20 protein-coding genes and 1 pseudogene are annotated in these 21757 nt (G+C 70.9%); 9 read left to right on the top strand and 12 right to left on the bottom strand.

Annotated features, from left to right (window positions below; all coding sequences use genetic code 11):
- Positions 1-25 precede the first annotated feature (25 nt).
- Positions 26-1240, top strand: a complete 1215-nt coding sequence (locus tag CGL27_RS05915) for a glycosyltransferase (RefSeq protein WP_119985080.1) — start codon at positions 26-28, stop codon at positions 1238-1240.
- A 193-nt stretch (positions 1241-1433) separates the two neighbouring features.
- Positions 1434-3050, top strand: a complete 1617-nt coding sequence (locus CGL27_RS05910; RefSeq protein WP_119985079.1) for an MDR family MFS transporter — start codon at positions 1434-1436, stop codon at positions 3048-3050.
- 95 nt (positions 3051-3145) lie between these two features.
- Here the strand turns inward: CGL27_RS05910 and CGL27_RS05905 are convergent, their stop codons facing one another.
- Positions 3146-3856 (bottom strand): SDR family oxidoreductase, encoded by a 711-nt coding sequence (locus CGL27_RS05905; RefSeq protein ID WP_119985077.1) that lies wholly within the window; start codon positions 3854-3856, stop codon positions 3146-3148.
- A 71-nt stretch (positions 3857-3927) separates the two neighbouring features.
- On the opposite strand from CGL27_RS05905, the gene CGL27_RS05900 reads away from it, so the two are divergent.
- Positions 3928-4740, top strand: coding sequence for a helix-turn-helix transcriptional regulator (locus CGL27_RS05900; RefSeq protein WP_119985075.1), 813 nt, complete (start codon positions 3928-3930; stop codon positions 4738-4740).
- An 18-nt stretch (positions 4741-4758) separates the two neighbouring features.
- Here CGL27_RS05900 and CGL27_RS05895 read toward each other — a convergent pair whose 3' ends face one another.
- The 6 genes and pseudogenes from CGL27_RS05895 to CGL27_RS05865 all read right to left on the bottom strand — a co-directional run bounded on the left by CGL27_RS05895 (position 4759) and on the right by CGL27_RS05865 (position 10839).
- On the bottom strand, positions 4759-5025 hold the full coding sequence (locus tag CGL27_RS05895; protein WP_119985073.1) for a GlsB/YeaQ/YmgE family stress response membrane protein: 267 nt from the start codon (positions 5023-5025) through the stop codon (positions 4759-4761).
- 117 nt (positions 5026-5142) lie between these two features.
- Positions 5143-6660, bottom strand: coding sequence for an LCP family protein (locus CGL27_RS05890; RefSeq protein WP_119985071.1), 1518 nt, complete (start codon positions 6658-6660; stop codon positions 5143-5145).
- 80 nt (positions 6661-6740) lie between these two features.
- Positions 6741-7403 (bottom strand): annotated as a pseudogene (locus tag CGL27_RS05885) (NAD(P)-binding domain-containing protein); the annotation flags it as partial.
- Between the two features lie 55 nt (positions 7404-7458).
- Complete coding sequence (locus CGL27_RS05880) at positions 7459-8283, bottom strand: inositol monophosphatase (protein ID WP_119985067.1); 825 nt, start codon at positions 8281-8283, stop codon at positions 7459-7461.
- Positions 8284-8618: 335 nt separating this feature from the next.
- Complete coding sequence (locus tag CGL27_RS05870; RefSeq protein WP_119985065.1) at positions 8619-9581, bottom strand: alpha/beta hydrolase fold domain-containing protein; 963 nt, start codon at positions 9579-9581, stop codon at positions 8619-8621.
- 322 nt (positions 9582-9903) lie between these two features.
- Positions 9904-10839, bottom strand: coding sequence for a serine hydrolase (locus CGL27_RS05865; RefSeq protein ID WP_119985063.1), 936 nt, complete (start codon positions 10837-10839; stop codon positions 9904-9906).
- A gap of 187 nt (positions 10840-11026) precedes the next feature.
- On the opposite strand from CGL27_RS05865, the gene CGL27_RS05860 reads away from it, so the two are divergent.
- The gene (locus tag CGL27_RS05860; RefSeq protein ID WP_119985061.1) at positions 11027-11953 is read left to right on the top strand and encodes an SDR family oxidoreductase; all 927 of its coding nucleotides are present in this window, start codon (positions 11027-11029) and stop codon (positions 11951-11953) included.
- Between the two features lie 11 nt (positions 11954-11964).
- Here CGL27_RS05860 and CGL27_RS05855 read toward each other — a convergent pair whose 3' ends face one another.
- Together CGL27_RS05855 and CGL27_RS05850 are read right to left on the bottom strand one after the other, a co-directional pair.
- Positions 11965-12951, bottom strand: a complete 987-nt coding sequence (locus tag CGL27_RS05855; RefSeq protein WP_119985059.1) for a CPBP family glutamic-type intramembrane protease — start codon at positions 12949-12951, stop codon at positions 11965-11967.
- Between the two features lie 194 nt (positions 12952-13145).
- Positions 13146-13535, bottom strand: a complete 390-nt coding sequence (locus CGL27_RS05850) for a TraR/DksA C4-type zinc finger protein (RefSeq protein ID WP_119985057.1) — start codon at positions 13533-13535, stop codon at positions 13146-13148.
- A gap of 141 nt (positions 13536-13676) precedes the next feature.
- Between CGL27_RS05850 and CGL27_RS05845 the strand changes: the two genes are divergently transcribed.
- Positions 13677-15020: a cellulase family glycosylhydrolase gene (locus CGL27_RS05845; RefSeq protein WP_119985055.1), complete on the top strand. Its 1344-nt coding sequence runs from the start codon at positions 13677-13679 to the stop codon at positions 15018-15020.
- A 129-nt stretch (positions 15021-15149) separates the two neighbouring features.
- Here CGL27_RS05845 and CGL27_RS05840 read toward each other — a convergent pair whose 3' ends face one another.
- Entirely contained in the window at positions 15150-16268 is a 1119-nt protein-coding gene (locus CGL27_RS05840; protein ID WP_119985053.1) for an NADH:flavin oxidoreductase, read from the bottom strand.
- Positions 16269-16445: 177 nt separating this feature from the next.
- Between CGL27_RS05840 and CGL27_RS05835 the strand changes: the two genes are divergently transcribed.
- Positions 16446-16895 (top strand): Rrf2 family transcriptional regulator, encoded by a 450-nt coding sequence (locus tag CGL27_RS05835; RefSeq protein WP_119994265.1) that lies wholly within the window; start codon positions 16446-16448, stop codon positions 16893-16895.
- A gap of 39 nt (positions 16896-16934) precedes the next feature.
- Here the strand turns inward: CGL27_RS05835 and CGL27_RS05830 are convergent, their stop codons facing one another.
- Positions 16935-17861 carry a LysR family transcriptional regulator gene (locus CGL27_RS05830; protein WP_078638790.1) on the bottom strand — a complete coding sequence of 309 codons (927 nt, stop codon included), beginning with the start codon at positions 17859-17861 and terminating at the stop codon, positions 16935-16937.
- Between the two features lie 84 nt (positions 17862-17945).
- Between CGL27_RS05830 and CGL27_RS05825 the strand changes: the two genes are divergently transcribed.
- Positions 17946-18707, top strand: coding sequence for a sulfite exporter TauE/SafE family protein (locus tag CGL27_RS05825; protein ID WP_162952888.1), 762 nt, complete (start codon positions 17946-17948; stop codon positions 18705-18707).
- A gap of 47 nt (positions 18708-18754) precedes the next feature.
- Here CGL27_RS05825 and bla read toward each other — a convergent pair whose 3' ends face one another.
- Positions 18755-19714: a class A beta-lactamase gene (gene bla, locus CGL27_RS05820; protein WP_078638789.1), complete on the bottom strand. Its 960-nt coding sequence runs from the start codon at positions 19712-19714 to the stop codon at positions 18755-18757.
- 171 nt (positions 19715-19885) lie between these two features.
- On the opposite strand from bla, the gene CGL27_RS05815 reads away from it, so the two are divergent.
- Both CGL27_RS05815 and CGL27_RS05810 read left to right on the top strand, forming a co-directional pair.
- Complete coding sequence (locus CGL27_RS05815; protein ID WP_078638788.1) at positions 19886-20788, top strand: LysR family transcriptional regulator; 903 nt, start codon at positions 19886-19888, stop codon at positions 20786-20788.
- Positions 20785-21687, top strand: coding sequence for a serine hydrolase (locus CGL27_RS05810; protein WP_119985051.1), 903 nt, complete (start codon positions 20785-20787; stop codon positions 21685-21687). Before CGL27_RS05815 ends, CGL27_RS05810 begins: the two co-directional genes overlap by 4 nt.
- Positions 21688-21757: the final 70 nt, after the last annotated feature.

Raw genomic sequence — 21757 nt, 5'->3', positions numbered from 1 at the left:
CAGAAAGGCCCCTGCGTTGCGGGTTATGTTCACCACGCTCGGCAGCCCCTCCCACGGCCGGGCCCAGCTTCCCCTCGCCCGGTCCCTCGCGGCCGCCGGCCATGAAGTGCTGGTCGTCACCACTCCGGCCCTCGCCTTCGTCTTCGAACGGGAGGAGGTGCGGGTGACGAGCGCCATCGGCGACTTCAGCCCGTCCGCCTTCCTCGGCACCGTACTGGCCGAGGAGAACCCCCAGGGCGGTCCGCCGGAGATGGCCGGCGAGGAGCTGCAGGCGCGCATGCTGCGCCTCATGGCCAAGGCCGTGTCCGGTCCGATGGCCACGATGCTGCTGGACACCCTGCTCCCCGTGGCACACGACTTCCGCCCCGACCTCATCCTGCGCGACGGCATGGACCTCGCCTCCTGCGTCATCGCCGAAACGCTCGGCATCCCCCAGCTCTCCACCCCCTCCGGGGCCTCCAACACCTTCGACCCGGCCGGAATACTGCCGGGCCTCAACGCCCTGCGGAAACGGCGGGGACTGTCCACCCTCGAGGATCCGCTGTCGCTCATCCCGCACGGGCGCATCGACTACGTACCACCGGCCTTCTCCTTCGCCCGCCATCTGCCGGCCTCCTGGTCCTACCGGCAGACGGTGGACGTGGACCGCGGCGCCGCGCTGCCGCGCTGGGTCGCCGAACTGCCCACCGACCGGCCCCTGGTGTTCTCCGCCATCGGCACCGCGATCCCCATGTTCCACGGCAACAATGAGGCGGACGTCCCCGCGTCGCCCCTGCCGGTGCCGGATCCGGTGGACACGCTGCACGCCATGATCCAGGGGCTGTCGCGGCTGGAGGAGTGCACCGTCGTCCTCGCCACCTCCGGCATCCCCGTGGACACCGACGGGTTGCCGCCGCATGTGCACATCACCAAGCGGCTGCCACAGCCCCTGCTGCTGGAATCCGTGGACCTCTTCCTCACCCACGGCGGCTTCAACAGCATCCGCGAATCGATGCGCACCGCGACACCGATGGCCGTGCTGCCCCAGTTCGGCGATCAGCCCGGCAACGCACAGCGGGTCGAGGAACTCGGCCTCGGCCGGCACATCACCGACCCCACGCCGGACGGCATCACCACCGTCTGCCGTGAGCTGCTGGCCGACGACGACTGCCGCGCTGTGGCCCGCCGGGCGCGGCTGGAGATGCTGGCGCTGCCGGAGATCGACAGTGCCGTCGCCGACCTGGAGAAGATCGCCGGATAACACCCGGCTTCCGGAGCCCGGGCCCCGCGCCCGGGCTCCGGGCCCCACTCTTCCCCGGCCTCCGGCCTCCGCACTTCGCCCGGTCTCCGGCCTCCGCACCTCCCCGGCCTCCGGCTTCGAGTCCCCGCTCCGGGCTTCGAGCCCTGGCTTTCCCCGGCCCCCCACGCGCGGCAGAGAAGGTTCGCAGGTACGTATGTCGTCCTCATCCACCACCACCGAGCCCACCGAGCCCCAGAGCCCCGCCCGGCTGTCCCACCGCCAGGTCGTCACCGTGCTGTCCGGGCTGATGCTCGGCATGTTCCTCGCCGCGCTCGACCAGACCGTGGTCTCCTCGGCGCTGCGCACCATCGCCGACGATCTGCACGGCCTCACCGCCCAGGCGTGGGTGACCACCGCCTATCTCGTCACCGGCACCATCGTCACCCCGCTGTACGGCAAGCTCTCCGACATCTACGGCCGCCGGCCGGTCTATCTGACCGCCATCGTGCTGTTCACCTTCGGGTCGCTGCTGTGCGGATTCGCCACGTCCATCCACCAGCTCGCGGCCTTCCGGGCGGTCCAGGGCCTCGGCGGTGGCGGACTGATGTCGCTGGCCATGACGATCATCGCCGACATCACCTCGCCCCGGGAGCGCGGCCGCTACCAGGGCTACATCACGGCGGTGTTCGCCGGTTCCAGCGTCGTCGGCCCCCTGGTGGGCGGGGTGTTCGCCGGGCGCGCCACCCTGCTGGGGCTCGACGGATGGCGCTGGATCTTCCTGGTCAACATCCCGCTGGCGGCCCTCGCCATCGTGGTGATCCTGCGCGTGCTGCACGTGCCCCACCAGCCCGTACGGCACCGTCTGGACTACGGCGGGGCGCTGACGCTGGCGGTCGGGATCGTGCCCCTGCTCATCGTCGCCGAACAGGGGCGGAGCTGGGGCTGGGGCTCTCCCCGGGCGCTGGTGATGTACGCGGTGGGGGTGGTCGGGCTGGTCTCCTTCGTGCTGCTGGAGCGGCGGATGGCGGACGCCGCGCTGCTGCCGGTCAAACTGTTCCGCATCCGCGCGTTCCGGCTGGGCACCGTGCTGCACTTCACCGTGGGCATCACCATGTTCGGCGCCATGACCACGCTTCCGCTGTATCTGCAGCTGGCCAAGGGCATGAGCCCGATGAAGGCGGGCCTGGCCACGCTGCCGACCATGGCGGCGAATGTGACGGTGACCCTGGTGGTGGGCCGGCTGATGTCACGGACGGGCCGGTTCAAGGTCCATCTGGTGGCGGGGGTCGGCTCCCTCACCGTCGCCATGCTGGTGTTCGCCACGCTGAGGGACGACAGCCCGCTGTGGTACGTCGCCATCGGCATGGTGTTCATGGGGGCGGGCCTGGGCGCGGCGATGCAGACGATCACCACGCTCGCCCAGTCCGAGGTGCCCGGACGCGACATGGGGGCGGCCACCGCGTCGGTGAACTTCTTCCGCTCCAACGGCGGCACGGTGGGCGCCGCCGCCTTCCTGTCCATCCTCTTCTCCCTGGCCGGTTCGCGGATCAGCGAACGCCTGGCGGTGGCCTCCGAGGACGCGTCGTTCCGCCGACTGGCCGAGGAACCGGCGAACGCGGAGGCGCTGAAGGGCGTCCTGCGGCCCGACGGCGGGGTGAACCTGGAGGACTCGGTGTTCCTCCGCCACCTCGATCCGGGCGTGGCGCAGCCGTTCCTGGAGGGCTATGTCAGCGCCCTGCGCGTGGTGTTCCTCACCGGGGCCGCGGTGGGCCTGATCGCCTTCGTGATCGCCGCCTGGCGAGTGCCGAACACCCAGCTCTCCGCCGACTGACCCGGTCGGCGGGAGCGGGCGGACCGAGGCGACGGGCGGGGGCGCCACGGCACGGCCCGTACGAAACCCGGGGCCCACCAGGGCACCGGAGCGATCTACCAGGGCACCGGTGTGCCGTCCCAGGAGAAGAACCCGCCGGTGGGCCCGGTGTCCGGCAGGAGGGCGAGCCGGACCGCGCCCGCCGCCGCCTCGGCCGGATCCCCGTCGCTCTCGGCGGCGCGGGCGTTCAGATCGGTCCTGCGCAGCCCGGGGGCCAGCGCGTTGACCTTGAAGCCCTCGGACGCCAGGGCCTGGGCGGTGTAGACGGTCAGGGCGTTCAGGGCCGTCTTGGAGGAGCGATAGGCCGCGCCCGATCCGACGGCGAACTGGTGCTCCGGGTCCGCGCTCCAGGTCAGCGAACCGGTGCCGCTGGAGATATTCACGATCCGGGGGGCGGGCGAGCGGCGCAGGGCCGGAAGAAAGGCGTTGGTGACGGCGAGAACACCGAAGACGTTGGTCTCGTACGTCCGGCGGAAGCTGTCGAGATCCGCCTCGGGCGCCGTGTGGCCGTCCACCATGATGCCCGCGTTGTTGACCAGGATGTCCAGCCGGTCCAGTCGCGCGGCGGCCGTGGCGATACTGCCGGGGTCGGTCACGTCGAGCACCATCGGCCGGGCGCCGCCGCCGATCTCCTCGACGGCCCGCCGCCCCCGCTCGGCGTCGCGCGAGCCCACGTACACGGTGAGCCCCTCGGCGGCGAGCTGATGTGCGATGTCCTTGCCGATGCCCTTGTTGGCACCGGTGACCAGTGCTGTGCGATTGTTCATGACATCAAGGATTCCCCGGCCCCGGCCACCCTGCCAGGGACAACCTGTACCAGGCAGCCGAAGGAGGCAGCATGGCGAGGCACGAACTGGCCCGCTTCCTGCGGGACCGCCGCGAGGCGCTGCGCCCCCACGACATCGGTCTGCCCGCCGACCCCCACCGCCGTACGCCGGGTCTGCGGCGGGAGGAGGTGGCGGAGCTGGCCCATATGTCGGTCGACTACTACACCCGCCTCGAACAGGCCCGGGGCCCCCGGCCCTCGCCGCGCATCCTGGACGGGCTGGCGGGGGCGCTGCGGCTCGCGCCAGCCGAGCGCAGCCATCTGTTCCGGCTCGCGGGGACCAGCGCGCCCCCGGGTGTGCGGGCGGTGCGGCGGGTCCGTCCGCATATCGCCCAGATGCTGCGGCGGCTGCCCGACACCGGGGCGATCGTCACCGACGCGGCCTACGACGTGGTCGCCTGGAACCCGCTGGCGCAGGCCCTGCTCGGCGACGACCTCTGTCGGCACAGCAACCTCGCCCGCCGCCGTTTCCTGGCCCGGGGCCACGCGTACGAGAGCTCCAGCGCCGAGGAATTCGGCCACGTCGTGGTCGCACGGCTGCGCCGGGCCGCCGACCGCTACCCCCGTGACACGGCGCTCACCGCGCTGCTGGGCGAACTGCGCACCGGCAGCGAGGAGTTCCGGCAGATCTGGGACGAGCGTCCGGTCCACGCGCCCGGCCACCGGACCAAGACCATCGACCACCCCACGGCCGGAACACTCAAGCTGAACTGTGACGTCCTGCTGGTACCCGAGGACGACCAGGAGCTGGTCCTGATCACGGCCGACCCCGGGTCGCCCTCCGCCCGTACGATCCGCGGGCTCGCGGGCGCGGCGGCGCCCTGAGGCGTGGCCCGCGCGCCGTCAGTTCCGTGAATTGCCGAACAGCAGGCGGTACACGACGAGGAGAACGAACGCGCCGCCGATCGCCGCGCCCCAGGTGGCGGGGTCGAAGAACTCCTTCTGGACCTCCCGGTCGAAGAACTGCGCGGAGATCCAGCCGCCCACGAAGGCCCCCGCGATGCCGATGACCGTGGTGCCGATCAGCCCGCCCGGGTCACGCCCGGGGAGAAGGACCTTGGCGATGACTCCGGCCAGCAGGCCGAGGATGATCCAGCTCACGATACCCACGTTGTAGTCCCCTTCGTTGTGCTCTGGTGCGGTCGTGCCGTGCCGGGGTGAGCGGCTTGATCTCCGGATGCCCAGGGGAGCGGGCGCCATGCCTGAACAGTGCGTGAAGAACGCCGGTCAGCCATAGGACAGATTGGAGCAGGGGTCGTCGTCGGCGGAGCGGGCGTCCTCGGCCACCTTCGAGGGCAGCGCGGAGGGCGTGGTGGCGCCGGGAGAGGGCGCGGTGAGATACGTCTGCCCCAGGGTGAGGCTGATACCCGGGGTGGTGGCGGGCCGCAGTCCGGCGCCGGGGAAGAGCTGGGCCACGGTCCGGGCCTTGTCCCGCTCGCCGGGGCCGTAGCCGATCACGGTGGTGGCGTGGTCCTGGCTGTCGGCGTTCGTGGCGCCTGCCACGGTGAAGCCATGCGTCGTGAGGGTGTCCGCGGCGCGTGCGGCGAGCCCCGGGGTGGTGGTGCCGTTGTACACGGTGACGCTGATGCCCGCGCCCGCTACGGTGGACGTGGCGCTCGGGGTGCCGCTCGGGGTGGCGGAGGCCCGATGCCCGCCCTTCTTCCCACCGGCCGCCTTCCCGTCGATGGTGCGGTCGGCCCTGATGTCGGCCCACAGCGCATCGGCGTCGGGCTGGACCACGGCCACGCGTTCGCCCTGGTAGCGCCAGGGGATGGTGAGGAACTTGGTGTTGTGCAGATCGATGTCCTTCAGCGACATGGCGAAGGACATCAGCTTCTTGGCCGACCCGAGCCCCGGGTCCACGGTCATGGACTTGGTGGCCGCGTCCGCCAGCGGATACAGCGCGGTCGGGTCGAATCCCTGGCTCTTCACCTTCTTGAACAGACTGGAGATGAACGCCTGCTGCCGCTGTATGCGCCCGATGTCGGAGCCGTCGCCGATGCCGTGGCGGATGCGGACGTAGTCCAGCGCCTTCTGCCCGGAGACCGTCTGCACCCCCTTGCTGAAGATGCGCTTGCCGCGGGTGCCGCGGTTGGGGCTCAGATCGCGTTCATAGACGTTCTGGGGCACGCAGACCTGCACCCCGCCGACCGCGGAGGTCATCCGCGCGAAGCCTTCGAAGTCGATGACGACGGTGTGGTCCATACGCAGCCCGGTCAGCTTCTCGACGGTGTTCTGGGTGCAGGCCGGATTGCCCTGCGCCGTCTCGCCCACGGAGAACGCCGAGTTGAACATGGTGTTCCGCTGCGTCCTGGTCCATTTGCCGTCGGGCAGCCGGCACGGCGGGATGTCGACCAGGGTGTCGCGGGGTATCGACACCCCGACCGCGTGCTTGCCATCGGAGTAGACATGCAGCAGGAGGGCGGTGTCCGAACGGCCCACGTCTCCGGTGCCGCCGCCCAGCTTGCTGTTGTCGCCCGACCGGGTGTCCGATCCGATGACCAGCACGTTCTGGCCGGCGGCATTGCCTTCGGGGCGATTGTCCGAGAGGCCGTCCGCCCCGAAGGTGGTGATGTTGCCGTTCAGCTTGAAGTAGAGCCAGCCCACCCCGCCGCCGAGCAGCACCAGGAACGACACCACGATCAGCAGAGCGATCCGCAGCGGGCGGCGCCCCTTGCGCTGCCCGCCCGCGTCGGCGGGCCCCGTGGTGGCGCTTCCCGTCGTCTCCCCGTCTCTGCCTGTCATGCGCGTCCTTCGTCCGGCGGCTGTTCGCAGGAGAAGACGAACGATGTTGGCTTCAGGTTCTGCGGTTGGTGCGCGGAGGTTCAGCGGGCCAGGGAGACGGCGAACGGCCGGAGTCCGTGGCGGCGCAGCACATGGGGCACGAGCAGGACGAGGGCTTCGGTGGCGCGCGCGGTGGTGATGTCCCCGAGGTCCTCGATCCACTCGGGCTTCCAGCCGAGGCCGGCGAGGAGGTCCGAGGTGATGGCCTTGGCGTCCGCGTCGTCGCCGGAGAGGTAGGCGGTGGGCGCGGTGGACAGGTCGGCGGGGGCGGTCATGACCGGGAAGAGCATGGTGTTGAGGGTCTTGACCACCCGGGTCGCGGGCAGGGCCCGCTGAAGCTGCTCGGCCAGACTGCCGCCGGGATAGCACAGGTCGGAGGGAAGCCCGTCGGCGGTGTGCCGGGTGGCGTTGGAGACATCGATGAGGATCTTGCCCGCCAGCTCGGTGTGCAGGGCGGAGAGGCGTTCCAGGGCGGTGTCGCCCGGGGTGGCGTTGATGACGACCTCGGCGGTGGCGGTGGTGTTGCGCTGGTCGGCGTGGCGGATCGCCGGGACGGTGGTGCCGGTCTCGTCGGCCGCGGTCACCTGGGACGGTTGCCGGTGGCCGAGGGTGATCTGGTGTCCGGCGGTGGCGAGGGCGCGGGCGAGACCGCTTCCGACGCGTCCGGTGCCGAGGATGCCGATGCTGGTCATGCGAGGGTGCTCCTTGCTGGGTGCGAGTGGTCAGGCGAGGTCCGACGGACCTGCTGGGTGCGGGTGGTCAGGCGCGGGAGGACAGGACAGCGATGGCCGCGGCGTGGATACCGGGGGCGGTGGCCAGGAAGTCACGGCCGGCCAGGTCCCATGGATTGCCCCGGGTGTCGGTGACGGTGCCCCCGGCCTCGGCGACCAGCAGGGCCCCGGCCACCAGACCCGAGCGCACATCGGAGAACTGCCAGAACGCGTCCATGCGTCCGGCGGCGACCTGGATCAGCTGCAGGGTGGCGGGCACCGAGACACGGACGACCAGGCCGTGGATCAGCATCTGCGTGACGGAGGCGCCGATCCGGCGGAACGTGCGCTCGTCCTCTCCGGGACGGGCCTGGCCCGTGCCGACCAGGGCCGCGCCCAGGTCCGTCTTGGCCGACACCCGCAGTGGCGCCCCGTTCAGATGGGCGCCCTGACCGGCCACCGCGGTGTACCAGTCGCCGGTCAGCGGAAGGTGGACGACGGTGAGGACCGGGTGGTTGTCGCGGACGAGGGTGGCGGTCACGGCCCAGTCGTCCATGCCGTGCACATGGTTGATATTGCCCTCGGCCGGGTCGACGATCCACCACTCGCCCGGAGGCAGCGCACCACCTTCCAACTCGTCCTCGGCCCAGCGCGCGCCGGGCCTCGCGGCCATCAGCGGCGCCTTCAGGACGTCGAGTACGGCGTCGTCATTGGCGTGGATCTCCGTGACGATCTCGTCGAGGGCCACACCGCGGGCCTGTGGGGTGTGGCGCTGCCGCAGCAGTTCGCCGGCGGTGCGTACGGCGGCGGTGACCCGGTTGAGCAAGGTGGCGTCGAGGCCGGTGTCGGGGTTGGTGCCGGTGGCAGTGGACATGAGGTGCTCCCGCGAGTGGTGAAGAGAGGGGAGGCTCGGCGCGCGCTTCGCCGTCTGCGCCTCGACGGTAGGCAACCTCATCGATGAACGGCAATTGCACATCTGGCACTGCTGGTGTTACCCGCGTGCAAGGGAAGGTGGAGGGCCGCGCGAAGGGCCCGAACCTGGTCCGCCAGGTTGTGCCGCCAAGGCCGGTCTGGGCAGCGGAACGGACCTACGGCAACACATGCGGATCGCCCTGCGCACCACCCCCTCCGCCTATCGGCGGGCATTCCGCTCGACCACCGTCACGCACCGCCCTCGATCAGCTCGCTCCGGCTCATGACGGCGGGCTCTCAGAGCGCGGAGATCACCCGCCTGCGGTCCTCCATGGCCCGGCGGGCGAGCCGGGAGGCGGGGGCGAGCCGGTCGTACTCGTGGATGGCCCCGCTGTGGACATGCAGTTCGGTGGAGACATCGGCCTCGGCGAGCCGCTGTGCGTAGGTGACGGCCTCGGCGCGGAAGATGTCGAGCTCTCCGACCTCGACATAGGCGGGTGCCAGGTCCGCGACGGTGGCGACGCGCGCGGGCGCCGCCTCCGGCGGGACGGCGTCGGTGCCGAATGCCGTGCCCAGCAGGGCGTGCCAGCCCGTCCAGTTGTCGTCCCAGGTCCAGGCGACATACGGGGTCAGCCGTGGATCCGGGGTGAGAGTGCGATCGTCCAGCATGGGATACAGAAGCGCCTGGCGAGCGAGGGGAACTCCCCGCTCACGGGCGAGGATCGCCGTGCCCGCGGCGAGCCCGCCCCCGGCGCTGTCGCCCATGACGGCGACGCGGCTGGGGTCGACCCTCAGCTCGGCCGCCTGGCCGCCCAACCAGGTCAGCGCGGCGAACACGTCCTCGACGGGGCCGGTGCCGGTGGCCGCGTCGGGGGCCAGACGGTAGTCCACGGACAGGAACGGCACCCCGGTCGCCTGGACGTACCCGGCGACGACGGAGTCGTAGAGGTCGACACTGCCGGCGATCATCCCTCCACCATGGGCGTAGACGACCGCGGAACCCGGCGCGGAGTCGGCCTTCTCGTACCAGCGGACGAGGATCTCCGCCCCGTCCGCCGACCGCACCTTGTGCGAGTCCGCCTTCACCAGGGGAAAGCCGGAGGGGTAGGCCGGAAGCAGGGAGGCCAGCCACCGCATCGAGGCCATGCCCCTGGCGCGCAGCGTCCGCCAGTCGTCGCGTGCGGGCGGGGGAGTGGGGCCACCCTGCTCGGCGAGGGCCTGCAGCACCGCGGCGAGCTCAGGGTCGAGGGTGAAGGCCATGGTCGACTCCGTTCGAGGACGGGGGGCGGCGGGGCGGCTACCCCAACTGTCCTCAAAGACTGCTGTGTTGCGCTTGAGAGCCGGTACAGAAACCCGGTGGCGGCAGCGGAAGGCCGGCCGTGGCACGGCGGGAACCCCCGGGGCGGGCGCGCCTTCCCTTCGGTGCGCCCGCCCCTGACCCTCGGCTCTCCCGACCAGCGCCTTCCCCGCGTCCGCTCCCGTACTCCAAGGAAACCCGAGAGTCCGGGCGCCCAAGCACCGGTGCCCCGGCCGGAACGAGTCCGGCCGGGGCACCGCGCTGTCGCCTCACGGGTCTTATGGATCAGTCCCGCTGGGCGCCCTTGGGAAGCTGGCGCCACTTCACCTCGGTGGTGGTGTCGTACGTCCAGTCGAGCATCTTCTTCGCGTCCGGGTAGCGGTCCGCGTCGTTGAGCACGACTCCCACGACCTCCTTGTCACCGCGCTTGGCGGCGAACACCAGACAGGGTCCGGCGGGGGTGGTGCTCCCGGTCTTGACGCCGATCGCGCCCTGGTACGAGCCCAGCAACTGGTTGGTGTTGTCCCAGGAGTAGTACCGGGTGTTGCCGTTGGCCGCCGGTGCCTCCTGCTTGGTGGACACCGACTTGACAACCGTGTCGAACGTCGCGTTGTCCATGGCGCGGCGGGTCAGCTGCGCCAGGTCACGGGGCGTCGAGTAGTTGTCGCTGTCGGCCGAGACGCCGTCGAAGGAGTCGTAGTTGGTGTTGGCCAGCCCCAGGTCCTTCGCCTTCGCGTTCATCTTGGAGATGAAGGACTTGGTGCGCTCGGCGGTGGTGTCGCCGGTGCCGAAGGTGTCGGCCAGCGCCATCGCCGCGTCACAGCCGGACGGCAGCATCAACGCGTACAGCAACTGGTTGACGGTGAGTTTGTCACCGGTCTGCAGGTCCGCCGTGCTGGCGCCCGCCTTGGTGACATAGTCGCGGTATTCCTGCTTGACGGTGACCTGCTGGTTGAGGTCCAGACCTCGGGTCTCGAGCACCACGAGGGCAGTCATGATCTTGGTGGTGCTCGCCATCGGACGCTTGGTGTTGGCGTCCTTGGCCATCAGCTCCTTGTTGGAACCGGTGTCGAGCAGGTAGGCGCCCTGGGCGCTGACCTCCGGTGGCGGCTCGGCCGAAGCCTGGGCCATCGCCACCGGGACCGCGATCGCTACGGCCACCGTGGACGCGACCGCCGCGACTTTCCAGCGGGGGGTCACGATTCCACGACGTTTATGCATCCGCCCTCCTTTTCGGTTGTTGACGATTGGGCGAGCGCATCGTCTCACCAGGCGAAACGCGGCCACGCTTCGGGGTATCGGCCAAGCGATGGCATCGGGGACGCAACTACTCCCCGGACCAGCACGGTTGATCCGCCACGGCCGTGCGGTCCGGTGCGTGCGCCCGTCGGTCTGCGACACTCATCGGATGAGCCGGACACTCGATCACGATGCACTGCGCGGACGTGTCGCCGTCGTCGCCGGGGCGACCCGCGGTGCCGGGCGCGGGATCGCCGCCGCGCTGGGCGAGGCCGGCGCCACCGTCGTCTGCACCGGGCGCAGCAGCGTATCGGGCAGGGGCGGGTCGGACTACGACCGGCCCGAGACGATCGAGGAGACGGCCGAGCTCGTCACGCGGCTCGGTGGCACCGGCATCGCCATCCGCACCGACCATCTCGACCCCGGGCAGGTCGGGCGGCTGGCCCAGCGCATCCGCCACGATCACGGCGGCATCGACGTCCTGGTCAACGACATCTGGGGCGCCGAGCGGCTCAAGGGCGGGCCCGCCGACTGGAACACCCCGATCTGGGAACACAGCCTCGACGACGGGCTGCGCATTCTCCGGCTCGGTCTAGACACCCACCTGATCACCTCGCATCACCTGCTGCCGCTGCTGATCGGCGAGCCGGGTGGTCTGCTCGTCGAGATGACCGACGGCACCGCCGCGTACAACGCCGACCGGTATCGCATCTCGGTCTTCTACGACCTGGTGAAGACCGCGGTGAACCGGCTGGCCTTCTCCCAGGGCCATGAGCTGGCGCCGTACGGGGCGACGGCGGTCGCCATCACACCGGGCCGGCTGCGCTCGGAGATGATGCTCGACGCCTACGGAGTCGGCGAGGACAACTGGCGTGACGCCCTGCTGCCGGACAGGGGCGAGGGCCGCCCGACGGCCCCCGGAGGCTTCGCGTCCTCCGAGTCCCCTCGCTACGTCGGCCGCGCCGTCGCCGCGCTGGCCGCCGATCCCGACCGGGCGAGGTGGAATCAGCGGTCGGTGAGCTCCGCCGAGCTCGCCGGGGAGTACGGATTCACCGACATCGACGGGGCGCGGCCCGACGGCTGGACCGCGACCTGACAGAGACCCCGTCAGGGCTGATCAACGCGTGACGCACGTGGCGCCGGGTGTTCTGGCCGCTCTGCCACCGCCCGGGGCGGCTCGGCGCCACGCCGCGGCTCGGCGCCACGCCGTCGCGCGGCCCGTCGGCACACCGCGAAACCGGCAATGGCCAGCAGCAGATAGGCGGGGACGAGCAGCACCGCGTCCGGCGTCGTCTGCTCGGTGTGCCAGCCCGCACCGCGCCGGTCGCCCTCCAGCACGATCCGGTTGACGGTCAGGAAGGTCAGATGGGTGCCGATGGCGGCCCACAGCGGAGCCCGGCCCACGGCCGTCCGGGCCGCCACGAGCGTCAGTCCGAACACGGTCAGGAGGATGAGGTAGTCGACGGGGTTCTGCCCGTCCGGTGCGAACCCGATCGGTTCCGGATCGCCGCCGACCAGATGCGCGGTCGCGGCCCCGACCACGGTCGATGCCCCCGGCACCAGCAGGAACACCGCCGTCGTGCCGAGGGCCGACACGGCAGCGCCGAACCGTGTGCGGAGTGAGGTCCACGCGTAGCCGCGCAGGGTCGTCTCCTCCGGCAGCGCTTCGAGCAGGAAGGCGACCACCCCGTTCGAGAGGACGAACTCGGCGAGGGTGGCGGGCTCGATACGCGACCAGCGCAGCATGCCCGCGGCGGTACCCGCGCCGAGAACGAGGGCGGCCGCGGCCGCCGTCACCCCCACCCCGGTCAGCAGCGCACGCAGGCTCGTGCCCGCCCCGCCGAACCCGAGCCACGCCGGGGACCGGCGCCCCCGGCGTACGAGGAGGAGTACGAGTGGCACGGTCAGCGCCGTGACCAGCGCGCCCGGTAGCACCCGGGCCGCGAAGCCGGTGAGGCCGAGGGCGTCGGCGCCGACCGGACCCAGGGCCGTGCCGACACCGAGTGCCGTGGCCATCACCAGACCACCGGTCAGTGCCCGGAGCAGGGTGGCGGTGGTCGAGGGGGCGGGCGTACCGGTGTGCGGCTCGGTCATGGGGAGGTCCTCCGGGAAGCGCGATTACTTCCGCCATCCTCACGTCCCACATCGCCACGAAGCTCGTAGCTACTGATGAAACCGCCCATACATCCTTCGACGTACCGCGCGTCCGTGGTCTGAGCCCATCGGCCGGGGCGGACCGCCCACGAAGCCGACCGTCCGCGCACCGGTGCCACTTGGCGCCGCGCCGGTCAGCGGGGGCGGGCGGTAGCGCAGCGTACGCAGGTGTCCGCCGCCGGGCGCACCTCCAGGCGTTCCGCCGGGATCGGCTCGCCACACACCGCGCACCGCCCGTAGTCGTCGCGGTCCAGCCGCTCCAGCGCCTCTTCCAGCGCGGTCAGATGATCGCGTGCCTGGGCCAGCAAGGCGGCGACATGGGCCCGCTCGAAGGCGGTGCTCGACCCCTCCGGGTCGTGCTCGTCGTCGACCGCCACCAGGGCGTTCGACGCGACGATCCCGTCGAATTCACGGTTCAGGGCCGTGATCCGCTCCCTGGTGCCGGCGTGCTCGGCCACCAGCCGTTCACGGATGGACGCACGCTCGGCCCGAGACAGAGCGCCATTACGGGATGAATCGGTCATGTCGTCATAACCTCCGCGCCCCCGTCCGCATTCCGGTTCGCACCGGAAGTCTTGACGTCTCTGGGGTGCGATGCAATGGATGGGAGCGCTCCCAAATTCGCTGGTGCGGATAACGTCACGCGCCCACTCCTTGGAGTCATGATGAGACGGAAGAGATCTCTGGCCGCCTTACTGGCCTTTTTGGTCAGCCTTCTCGGGATCGCGGGTCTCGGCCGGACCGCCCATGCCGAGCCCGCCCGCCCGCAGACCCCCCTGGCTACGGGGCTGCACATCAGCGACGGCCGCCTGCTGGAGGGCAACGGCAACGACTTCGTCATGCGCGGTGTCAACCACGCGCACACCTGGTATCCGGGCGAGACGCGGTCGCTGGCCGACATCAAGGCCCTGGGCGCCAACACCGTCCGGGTCGTCCTCTCCAACGGCCACCGCTGGGCCAAGAACAGCCCCGAGGACGTGGCCGCCATCGTCGCCCAGTGCAAGGCCAATCGGCTCATCTGTGTACTGGAAGTGCACGACACCACCGGCTATGGCGAGGACGCCGCGGCCGCCTCGCTCGACCAGGCGGCCGACTACTGGATCGGCCTCAAGAGCGTGCTCACCGGCCAGGAGGACTACGTCGTCATCAACATCGGCAACGAACCCTGGGGCAACACCGACCCGGCCGGCTGGACCGCCCCCACCGTCGCCGCCGTCCAGAAGCTGCGCAATGCCGGGTTCCAGCACACCATCATGGTGGACGCGCCCAACTGGGGACAGGACCTGCAGAACGTGATGCGCACCAACGCGCGGACCGTCTACGACGCCGACTCCACGGGCAACCTGATCTTCTCGATCCACATGTACAGCGTCTATGACACGGCGCAGGAGATCACCGACTATCTGAACGCCTTCGTGGCCGCCAGGCTGCCCATCCTCATCGGCGAGTTCGGCGGGCCCGCCGACCAGTGGGGCGATCCGGACGAGAACACCATGATGGCCGCCGCCCAGCGGCTGAAGCTGGGCTACCTGGCCTGGTCCTGGAGCGGCAACACCGATCCCATCCTGGACCTGGCCACCGACTTCGACCCCACCAAGCTCACCGACTGGGGCAAGCGCGTCTTCAACGGCCCCGACGGCATCGCCGAGACCTCCCGCGAGGCCACCATCTACGGCGGCGGCTCCGATGCCGGTTGCACGGTCGGCTACCGGGTGGCCAATGAATGGGGCAACGGCTTCCAGGGCGAGATCACCATCCGCAACACCGGCGCCGCCGCCATCACCGGCTGGACCCTGGGGTTCACCTTCGCCAACGGCCAGGCCATCACCAATATGTGGGGCGGTACACCCCGGCAGGCCGGCGCCGCGGTGACCGTCACCCCGGCCTCCTACACCGCCACCATCCCCGCCCGTGGCGCGGTCACCCTCGGCTTCACCGCCGACAAGGGCGGCATCAACTCCGCGCCGACCGCCTTCACCCTCGACGGCGGCGCCTGCGCCACCGGCTAGTACCGGGAATGCGGGGCGGTGGTGAAATGTTAAACTACCTACACACCCCGTGCTCGGCGCCGGCCGGACTCCCCCGTGCCGGCCGGCGCCGATTCCCTCCTCGCCGCGTCACCCGAGCGGGGGCTCGGCTCAGTACAGGGACGCCACCGAGTCCTGGCTGAACGGAATGAGCTCGCTCATCCGGTCGTTCAGGACCTTGTCGGCCCACTGGGGGTCGGCGAGCAGTGCGCGTCCGACGGCGACGAGGTCGAACTCGTCCCGCTCGAGACGGTCCAGGAGCCGCTCGATGGTGTCCACGGCCGCGTTCGCACCGGAGAGGGAGCCGGGTTGGAAGACGGTGTCCAGGCCGACCGAGCCGACGGTGATGACCGGCTTGCCGGTGACCTTCTTCGCCCATCCGGCGATGTTCAGGTCCGATCCCGTGTCGGGGAACTCGGCCTGCCAGTGGCGGCGTCCGGAGGCGTGGAACGCGTCGACCCCGGCCTCCGCCAGCGGGGTGAGCACGGCTTCCAGTTCCTTGGGGTCCTCGGCGAGCCGGGCGTCGTAGTGTTCGGACTTCCACTGGGAGAACCGGAGCACGACGGGGAAGTCGGGCGCGACCTGTTCGCGGATGGCCGCCACCAGGTCGGCGGCGAACGTGGTACGCGAGGCCGGGTCGCCGCCGTAGCCGTCGGTGCGCCGGTTGGTGCGCTCCCAGAGGAACTGGTCGATGAGATAGCCGTGCGCGCCATGCAGTTCCACGCCGTCGAAACCGATCCGCTCGGCCTCCCGTGCGGCCTTGGCGAAGGCGCCGATGACGTCGTCGATGTCGGCGAGGGTCATCGTCCCGCCCGCTCCGGGCGTGCCGTCCAGCGCGATCCCGGACGGTCCCACGGACGGGGCGTCGGGGAACGGCGGGGCTCCCGCGGGCCGCTGTATTCCCACGTGCCAGAGCTGGGGCATGATCGCGCCACCGTGGGTGTGTACGGCGTCAACGACCTTTTGCCATCCGGTGAGTTGTGCCTCGCCGTGGAACCGGGGGATGCCGTCGCGAAAACCGGCGGACCGGTGGTCGACGGTGGTGCCCTCGGTGATGATCAGGCCGGTCCCCGCCGCGGCCCGGCGCGCGTAGTAGGCGGCGACGTCCTCACCGGGAATGCCGTCGGGGGATTGTCCGCGGGTCATGGGTGCCATGACGATCCTGTTCGGCAGCTTGGCCGAGCCCAGTGCGAACGGGCGGGACAGTGCCGTGGCCACGCGGGTGTTCACCGTGTCGCTCTCCTGCCGTGTCGTTCCGGGGTGGTTTCCCCGGAGTTCGAAAGTATGAATCTGAAAGGTACAGTTTTTATGCCGCAAACTGCAACTGTATCGATTGCACTTTAGGGAAACGGTGAAACGGCACAGTCGAGTAGGCTGTGCCACGATCTGTGCGCGGAGGTGGAGACCTTGTTGGACATCCGGTTCTCCCGTGCGCTGCAGCTGATGCTCTTCCTCGCGGTCGCCGCCGAGGACGACGGCGCACCGCTGAGCTCCGCCGAGTTGGCCCGCGTGCTGAACACCAACCCGAGCCTGGTCCGCAAGCTCCTCGTCCCGCTGACGGAGGAGGGGCTGGTCGTCTGCGTCATGGGCCGCACCGGTGGGGCCAGGCTGGGGCGGCCGGCCGACCGGATCACCCTGGCGGAGATCTACCGCTGCGCCGTCGGTGACAAGCCTCTGTGGGCCTGCTCGCCCGGGGTGGAGCCCGTGTGCCAGGTGACCGCGCACGCCGGTGAGTATTTCGCCGCGCTCACCGCGGAGGCCGAGGAAGCGGTGCTCGACTCGCTGGGCGACCGCACACTCGCGGACAGTGTGCGTGAACTGCGCCGCCTCGATACGGGACGCGCGCGACAGCGCTGATTCGCCTCCCCCGAGCCTCGCCTCCTCCGAGCCCCGCGTTCACATCGCCGGAACGCCAGTGCCCCCGTCCGGCTCGGACACGGCCGCCTGGCGCAGGTGTTCGGCGAGTGCCGCGGTGGCGGTGGACGAGGTCCGCGACGCCTTCTCGCCCCAGGCCAGCAGATGGGTGCGGCGTGCCCAGGGATCCTGGAGCTCGCACACGTCGAGTGGCCGGCCGGGGGCGATGGCGCGGCGTGGCACGACCGCGAGTCCCACACCGGCGGCCGCGAGGGAGACAAGGGTGGGGAGGTGGGCGACGGTGGTGCGGTACCGCACCGCTGGAGCGTGCGGACCCAGGTGCTTCTCGATCGAGCGCCGCAGCGAGGAGCCGGCGTCGAGCCCCACGAGCGGGTGCTCGGCGACCTCGCGGTAGGCCACCGCGGTGCGCCCCGCGAGGATGCCGCCGGACTGGCCGATCACCACCAGGGAGTCATCGCAGAGGGGTTCCATGGTGAGACCGCAGTCGCGGGCCTCGGTGTCGAGAACGACGCCCAGGTCCGCCTCGCCGTCCGCGAGCAGCCGCACGGTCCGTGGGGTGCGGCTCTCGGACGCCGTGACGTCGACGTCCGGGTGTGCGCGGAGGAACGAGACCAGGGCCCTAGGCACGAGGTGATGCATCGCCGAGCCGCCGCCCAGCAGGGTCAGTGGCGCGGTCGGGGGCCGGGCGTAGCTCGCCACGGCGCTTTCGAGGCGCGCCGTCTGGGCGAGCACATCCCGTGCGTGGCGGGCCAGCGCCGTCCCCGCCGGGGTGGGGCGCACCCCCCGCCGACCACGGATCAGCAGGGCCACGCCCGCGTGGTGTTCGAGCGAGCGCACCCTGGCGCTGGCCGACGGGAGGCTCAGATGCATCCGGCGGGCGCCCGCCGTGATCGAGCCCTCCGCCACGATGTGAAGGAAGAGCCGCAGGTCGTCCAGGTCATAACGCACCCTGACGAGCCTATGGCACAGCCTTGCGCAGGCTACGTGGATCACGCATTGTGCGCCCACGGGCCGTGGGGCGATGCTCGGCGGGTGTCCGAGATGGTGATTGTCCTGCTGGCGGGTGTGGCCGCCGGGGCGTTGAACGCCGTCGGCGGCGGGGGCACGTTCGTGGCGCTTCCCGCCCTGGTCGCGGCCGGTCTGTCCCCCGTGACGGCGAACGCCTCCTCGACCGTGGCCCTCGTACCCGGGACCGTGGCGAGCGCGTGGGTCTACCGGCGCGACCTCGCCCCCCTCGGGGGCACGTCCACGCGGGCGCTGACCGTGGTCAGTGTGATCGGCGGCGGGCTCGGTGCCGGTCTGCTGCTGACGCTGCCCGCGGTGTCGTTCGACGCCGCGGTGCCCTGGCTGCTCGCCTTCGCCACGGTGATCCTCGCCTTCGGGCGCCATGTCTCCCGTGCGGTGAGCGACGCGAAGGGCCATGCGGTCGGCATGAGCCCCCGGACCGTCCTGACCGGCCAGTTCCTCCTCGCCGTGTACGGCGGCTACTTCGGCGGTGCCGTCGGCATCATGATGCTGGCCGTGTGGAGCATCGGCCTCGGGCTCGACACCTCGGCCGGCAACCCGATGCGAGTCGCCCAGCTCGCGGCCATCTATCTCAGCGCGACCGGACTGTTCCTCATCGCCTCGGACGCGCTGAGCGCACCGTCTGTGCTCATCACCATGCTGGTCGGCGCGGTGGCCGGCGGGGTGGCCGGAGCGCACATCGCCCGTCGTCTCCCCGCGTGGCTGCTGCGCGGCGTCGTTCTGACCACCGCCGTCACCATGACCGTCCTGTACTTCCTCCGGGGCTGAGCAGGTGACTCAGCCCCGCAGGGGAGCGGATGAGCAGGGGAGGGGTGCTACGACAGCGTGTCGGCCACGACATGCGCCGCGTCCGCGATCAGCTTGTCGTCGGACTTGGCGTCCTTGTCAGCGCGGTTCGACATGATCGCCACGACGATGGGAGCGGAGTCGGGCGGCCACACCACCGCGATGTCATTGCGGCCACCGTAGTAGCTGCCGCTTCCGGTCTTGTCGCCGACCTGCCAGTCCTTGGGCACCCCGGCCCTGATGAGCGCGTCCCCGGTGGTGTTGGTCCGCAGCCACTTCGTGAGCTGTGCGCGCTCTCCGTCGCCGAGGACATCGCCGAGCACGAACGCGCGCAGATCCTTTGCCATCGCCCGCGGGGTGCTCGTGTCCTGTGTGGAACCGGGGACCCAGCGACTCAACTCCGGCTCGCGGCGCTCCATCTGGATGACGTCGTCGCCCATCTTCTCGAGCATGGCGTCGAGGCCCTTGGGTCCGCCGAGCTCGTCGAAGAGCAGGTTGGCCGCCGCGTTGTCGCTGTAGCGGACGGCGGCGTCACACAGCGCGCCCACGCTCATCCCGGTGTCGACGTGCTTCTCGGTCACGGGGGAGTTGTCGACGAGATCGTCCTTGGAGTACTTGATCACCCGGTCCAGCCCGCCCAGTTTGACCTTCTGCAGCACTGCACCGGCTTCCAGCGCCTTGAACGTGGAGGCGTAGCCGAACCGCTCACCGTCGCGATAGGCCACCTCGTGTCCGGTGCCGGTGTCGATGGCGTAGACGCCCAGCCGCGCGTCGTAGGAGCGCTCCAGCTTCTTGAACTCGCCGGTGAACGACGCCGGATCCGTGCCCGCCTTCGCCGCCAGATCCGTGGACGTGGACGACGCGCTCGATGTGCTCGACGACCCCGATGAGTCCGAGGATCCGTCCTGGCCGCAGGCCGTCAGCGGGACGAGAAGCGTGAGCGCGGTGAGCGCGCCGAGGGCGGTGTGCCGGGCACGGGGGAATCGCATGATCCTGACCTCCGGTTGGGCCCCCGTCACGCAGGGGGCACAGGGGATGGAACGACCGGGCCCCTCGCCGGGGCGCGGCCGTGGGCATCGGGATCACCTTCGCCGTCGGGCGGCTATGCGGTCCAATACGCTCCTGCGCTTCTTCATGCTGATCTGGCATAGAGTGCGGATGTGGATCTGGTGGGAGCGTGCCGTGCGTTCGTCAGCGTGAGCGAGCGTGGAAGCTTCACCGTCGGGGCGGCCGCTGCCCGGATGTCCCAGTCGGTGGCCAGCCGTCGGGTGGCCGCTCTGGAGGAGCGCTTCGGTGAGCAGCTCTTCGAGCGCACCTCACGGCGGGCCGTACTCACCCCGTTCGGGCGGGAGATGCTGCCGGTGGCCAGACAGCTCGTACAGGCGGCCGATGTGCTGCTGCACGAGGCCGAGGCCGCCAAGCGCAAGCCGTGGCGGCTCGCGATGCCCGGCATCTGTTCCACGGCCGATCTCGCCCGCCTCGTCGCCGAGGCACGCGGGCACGGGATCACGCTCGATCTCCGCGTGGCGGCGCCGGCACGGCGCCTGGAGCTCATCCACGCGCAGCAGGTGCGGGCCGCCCTGCTCGCGGTGCCCGCGGACGAGGCCACGTGGTCCGTGCCGCTCGGGCTCGCCGGAGTCCGGGATCCCGGTGTGCGGCGGGTCTATCTCGAAACGCTGCGGGTCGGCCGGGCCGCTCCGGGCTCGGCCCGCCGTATCTGGATCCAGCCGGAGGACGATGTGCCGCATATCCGCGATCCGCTGACCCGGCTGCGCGACGCGGTCGGTCTGCGGCCCGCCCAGCTCGTGGCCGCCACCGACCTGACGACCGCCGCCGCCGAAGTCCTGTGCACCCGCGACCTGTTGCTGTGCTCTCCCGCGCAGGCGGCGGAACTCGCCTTGAAGTGGCGGCCCATCGGCGAGATCACGCTCGGCCGGGGGTTCGCTCTCGCCGCCGCCGCGGACGGCAATCCGCAGCCCATCGAAGGGCGCCTGGGCGGCGCCATCGCCCGCTGCCTCGGCGCGGACACCCCGGCGGACACCGAGGAAGGAACGGAAGCGTGAGCACCGAGACACTGCTGCGCGATCTGCGCGAGCAGTTGCGCGACGGAGGACTGCACGGCTGCCTGCTCGTACGGGATCTCCACACGGGGGACGAGCTGGGGATCGACCCGGACACCCAGCTGCCGTCCGCCTCCCTGGTCAAGGTCCCGCTCGCGCTGGCGACGGCGGAGCGCATCCGGCGCGGCGAACTCGACGGAGGGACGCTGCTCGACGTACCCCCGGGGCGGATCACCACGCCCGGTCCCACCGGGCTGAGCCGGTTCCGCCACCCCGCCCGGATCGCGATCGAGGATCTGCTCTACCTGAGCACGTGTGTAAGTGACGGAACGGCGGCCGATGCGCTGTTCGACCTCACCCCGCCCGCCCAGGTCGCCGAGATCCTCCAGGAACTCGGGCTGCGCGGCATCACCGTCCGGCACGGTATGCGCGAACTGACCGAAACCCCCGTGGAGCGTTTCGACGCCGAGCAGGTGCATCTCGCCCACGCCCTCGCCATCGACGCGGGCACCAGCGGCCGTGGCCACCGGGTGCCGCAACTCGACACCACCCGCGCCAACACCGGCAGCGCACGAGCCTGGGTGGACCTGCTCGGGGCTCTGTGGACACCGTCGAAAATCCACCCCGACGTGGCGCTGCACGTGCGCGATCTCATGGCCCACAACATGCTGCGGCACCGGCTCGCCCCGGACTTCAGCTCCGACGCCACCACCTGGTCCTCCAAGACCGGCACCCTCCTCAACCTCCGCCATGAGATCGGCATCGTCGAGCACTCCGACGGTCAGGCGTTCGCCATCGCCGTGCTCACCGAGTCACTCGTGCCCGCGAGCACCCAGCCCGGCGCCGACGCCCTCATGGCGCAGGTGGCCCGCACCCTGCGTGACCACCTCCGGCAGCTCTAGGCCCGGTCGCAGGAGGGTGGTGACCAGCGCCGGAAGGTGGTGACCAGCCCGAGGCGGCTGGTCACCGGCC

The sequence above is a fragment of the Streptomyces sp. 11-1-2 genome, assembly GCF_003595545.1.
Taxonomy (GTDB): Bacteria; Actinomycetota; Actinomycetes; order Streptomycetales; family Streptomycetaceae; genus Streptomyces; species Streptomyces hygroscopicus_B.
Note: the sequence above shows the minus strand (reverse complement) of the source record. Positions and strands in the feature narration are given on the sequence as shown.

Bases quoted from the DNA above. Each gene is read 5' to 3' on its own strand.
- CGL27_RS05915 (WP_119985080.1), top strand. From the start codon at position 26: ATGTTCACCACGCTCGGCAGCCCCTCCCACGGCCGGGCCCAGCTTCCC.
- CGL27_RS05910 (WP_119985079.1), top strand. From the start codon at position 1,434: ATGTCGTCCTCATCCACCACCACCGAGCCCACCGAGCCCCAGAGCCCC.
- CGL27_RS05905 (WP_119985077.1), bottom strand. From the start codon at position 3,856: ATGAACAATCGCACAGCACTGGTCACCGGTGCCAACAAGGGCATCGGC.
- CGL27_RS05900 (WP_119985075.1), top strand. From the start codon at position 3,928: ATGGCGAGGCACGAACTGGCCCGCTTCCTGCGGGACCGCCGCGAGGCG.
- CGL27_RS05890 (WP_119985071.1), bottom strand. From the start codon at position 6,660: ATGACAGGCAGAGACGGGGAGACGACGGGAAGCGCCACCACGGGGCCC.
- CGL27_RS05880 (WP_119985067.1), bottom strand. From the start codon at position 8,283: ATGTCCACTGCCACCGGCACCAACCCCGACACCGGCCTCGACGCCACC.
- CGL27_RS05870 (WP_119985065.1), bottom strand. From the start codon at position 9,581: ATGGCCTTCACCCTCGACCCTGAGCTCGCCGCGGTGCTGCAGGCCCTC.
- CGL27_RS05865 (WP_119985063.1), bottom strand. From the start codon at position 10,839: ATGCATAAACGTCGTGGAATCGTGACCCCCCGCTGGAAAGTCGCGGCG.
- CGL27_RS05860 (WP_119985061.1), top strand. From the start codon at position 11,027: ATGAGCCGGACACTCGATCACGATGCACTGCGCGGACGTGTCGCCGTC.
- CGL27_RS05855 (WP_119985059.1), bottom strand. From the start codon at position 12,951: ATGACCGAGCCGCACACCGGTACGCCCGCCCCCTCGACCACCGCCACC.
- CGL27_RS05850 (WP_119985057.1), bottom strand. From the start codon at position 13,535: ATGACCGATTCATCCCGTAATGGCGCTCTGTCTCGGGCCGAGCGTGCG.
- CGL27_RS05845 (WP_119985055.1), top strand. From the start codon at position 13,677: ATGAGACGGAAGAGATCTCTGGCCGCCTTACTGGCCTTTTTGGTCAGC.
- bla (WP_078638789.1), bottom strand. From the start codon at position 19,714: ATGCGATTCCCCCGTGCCCGGCACACCGCCCTCGGCGCGCTCACCGCG.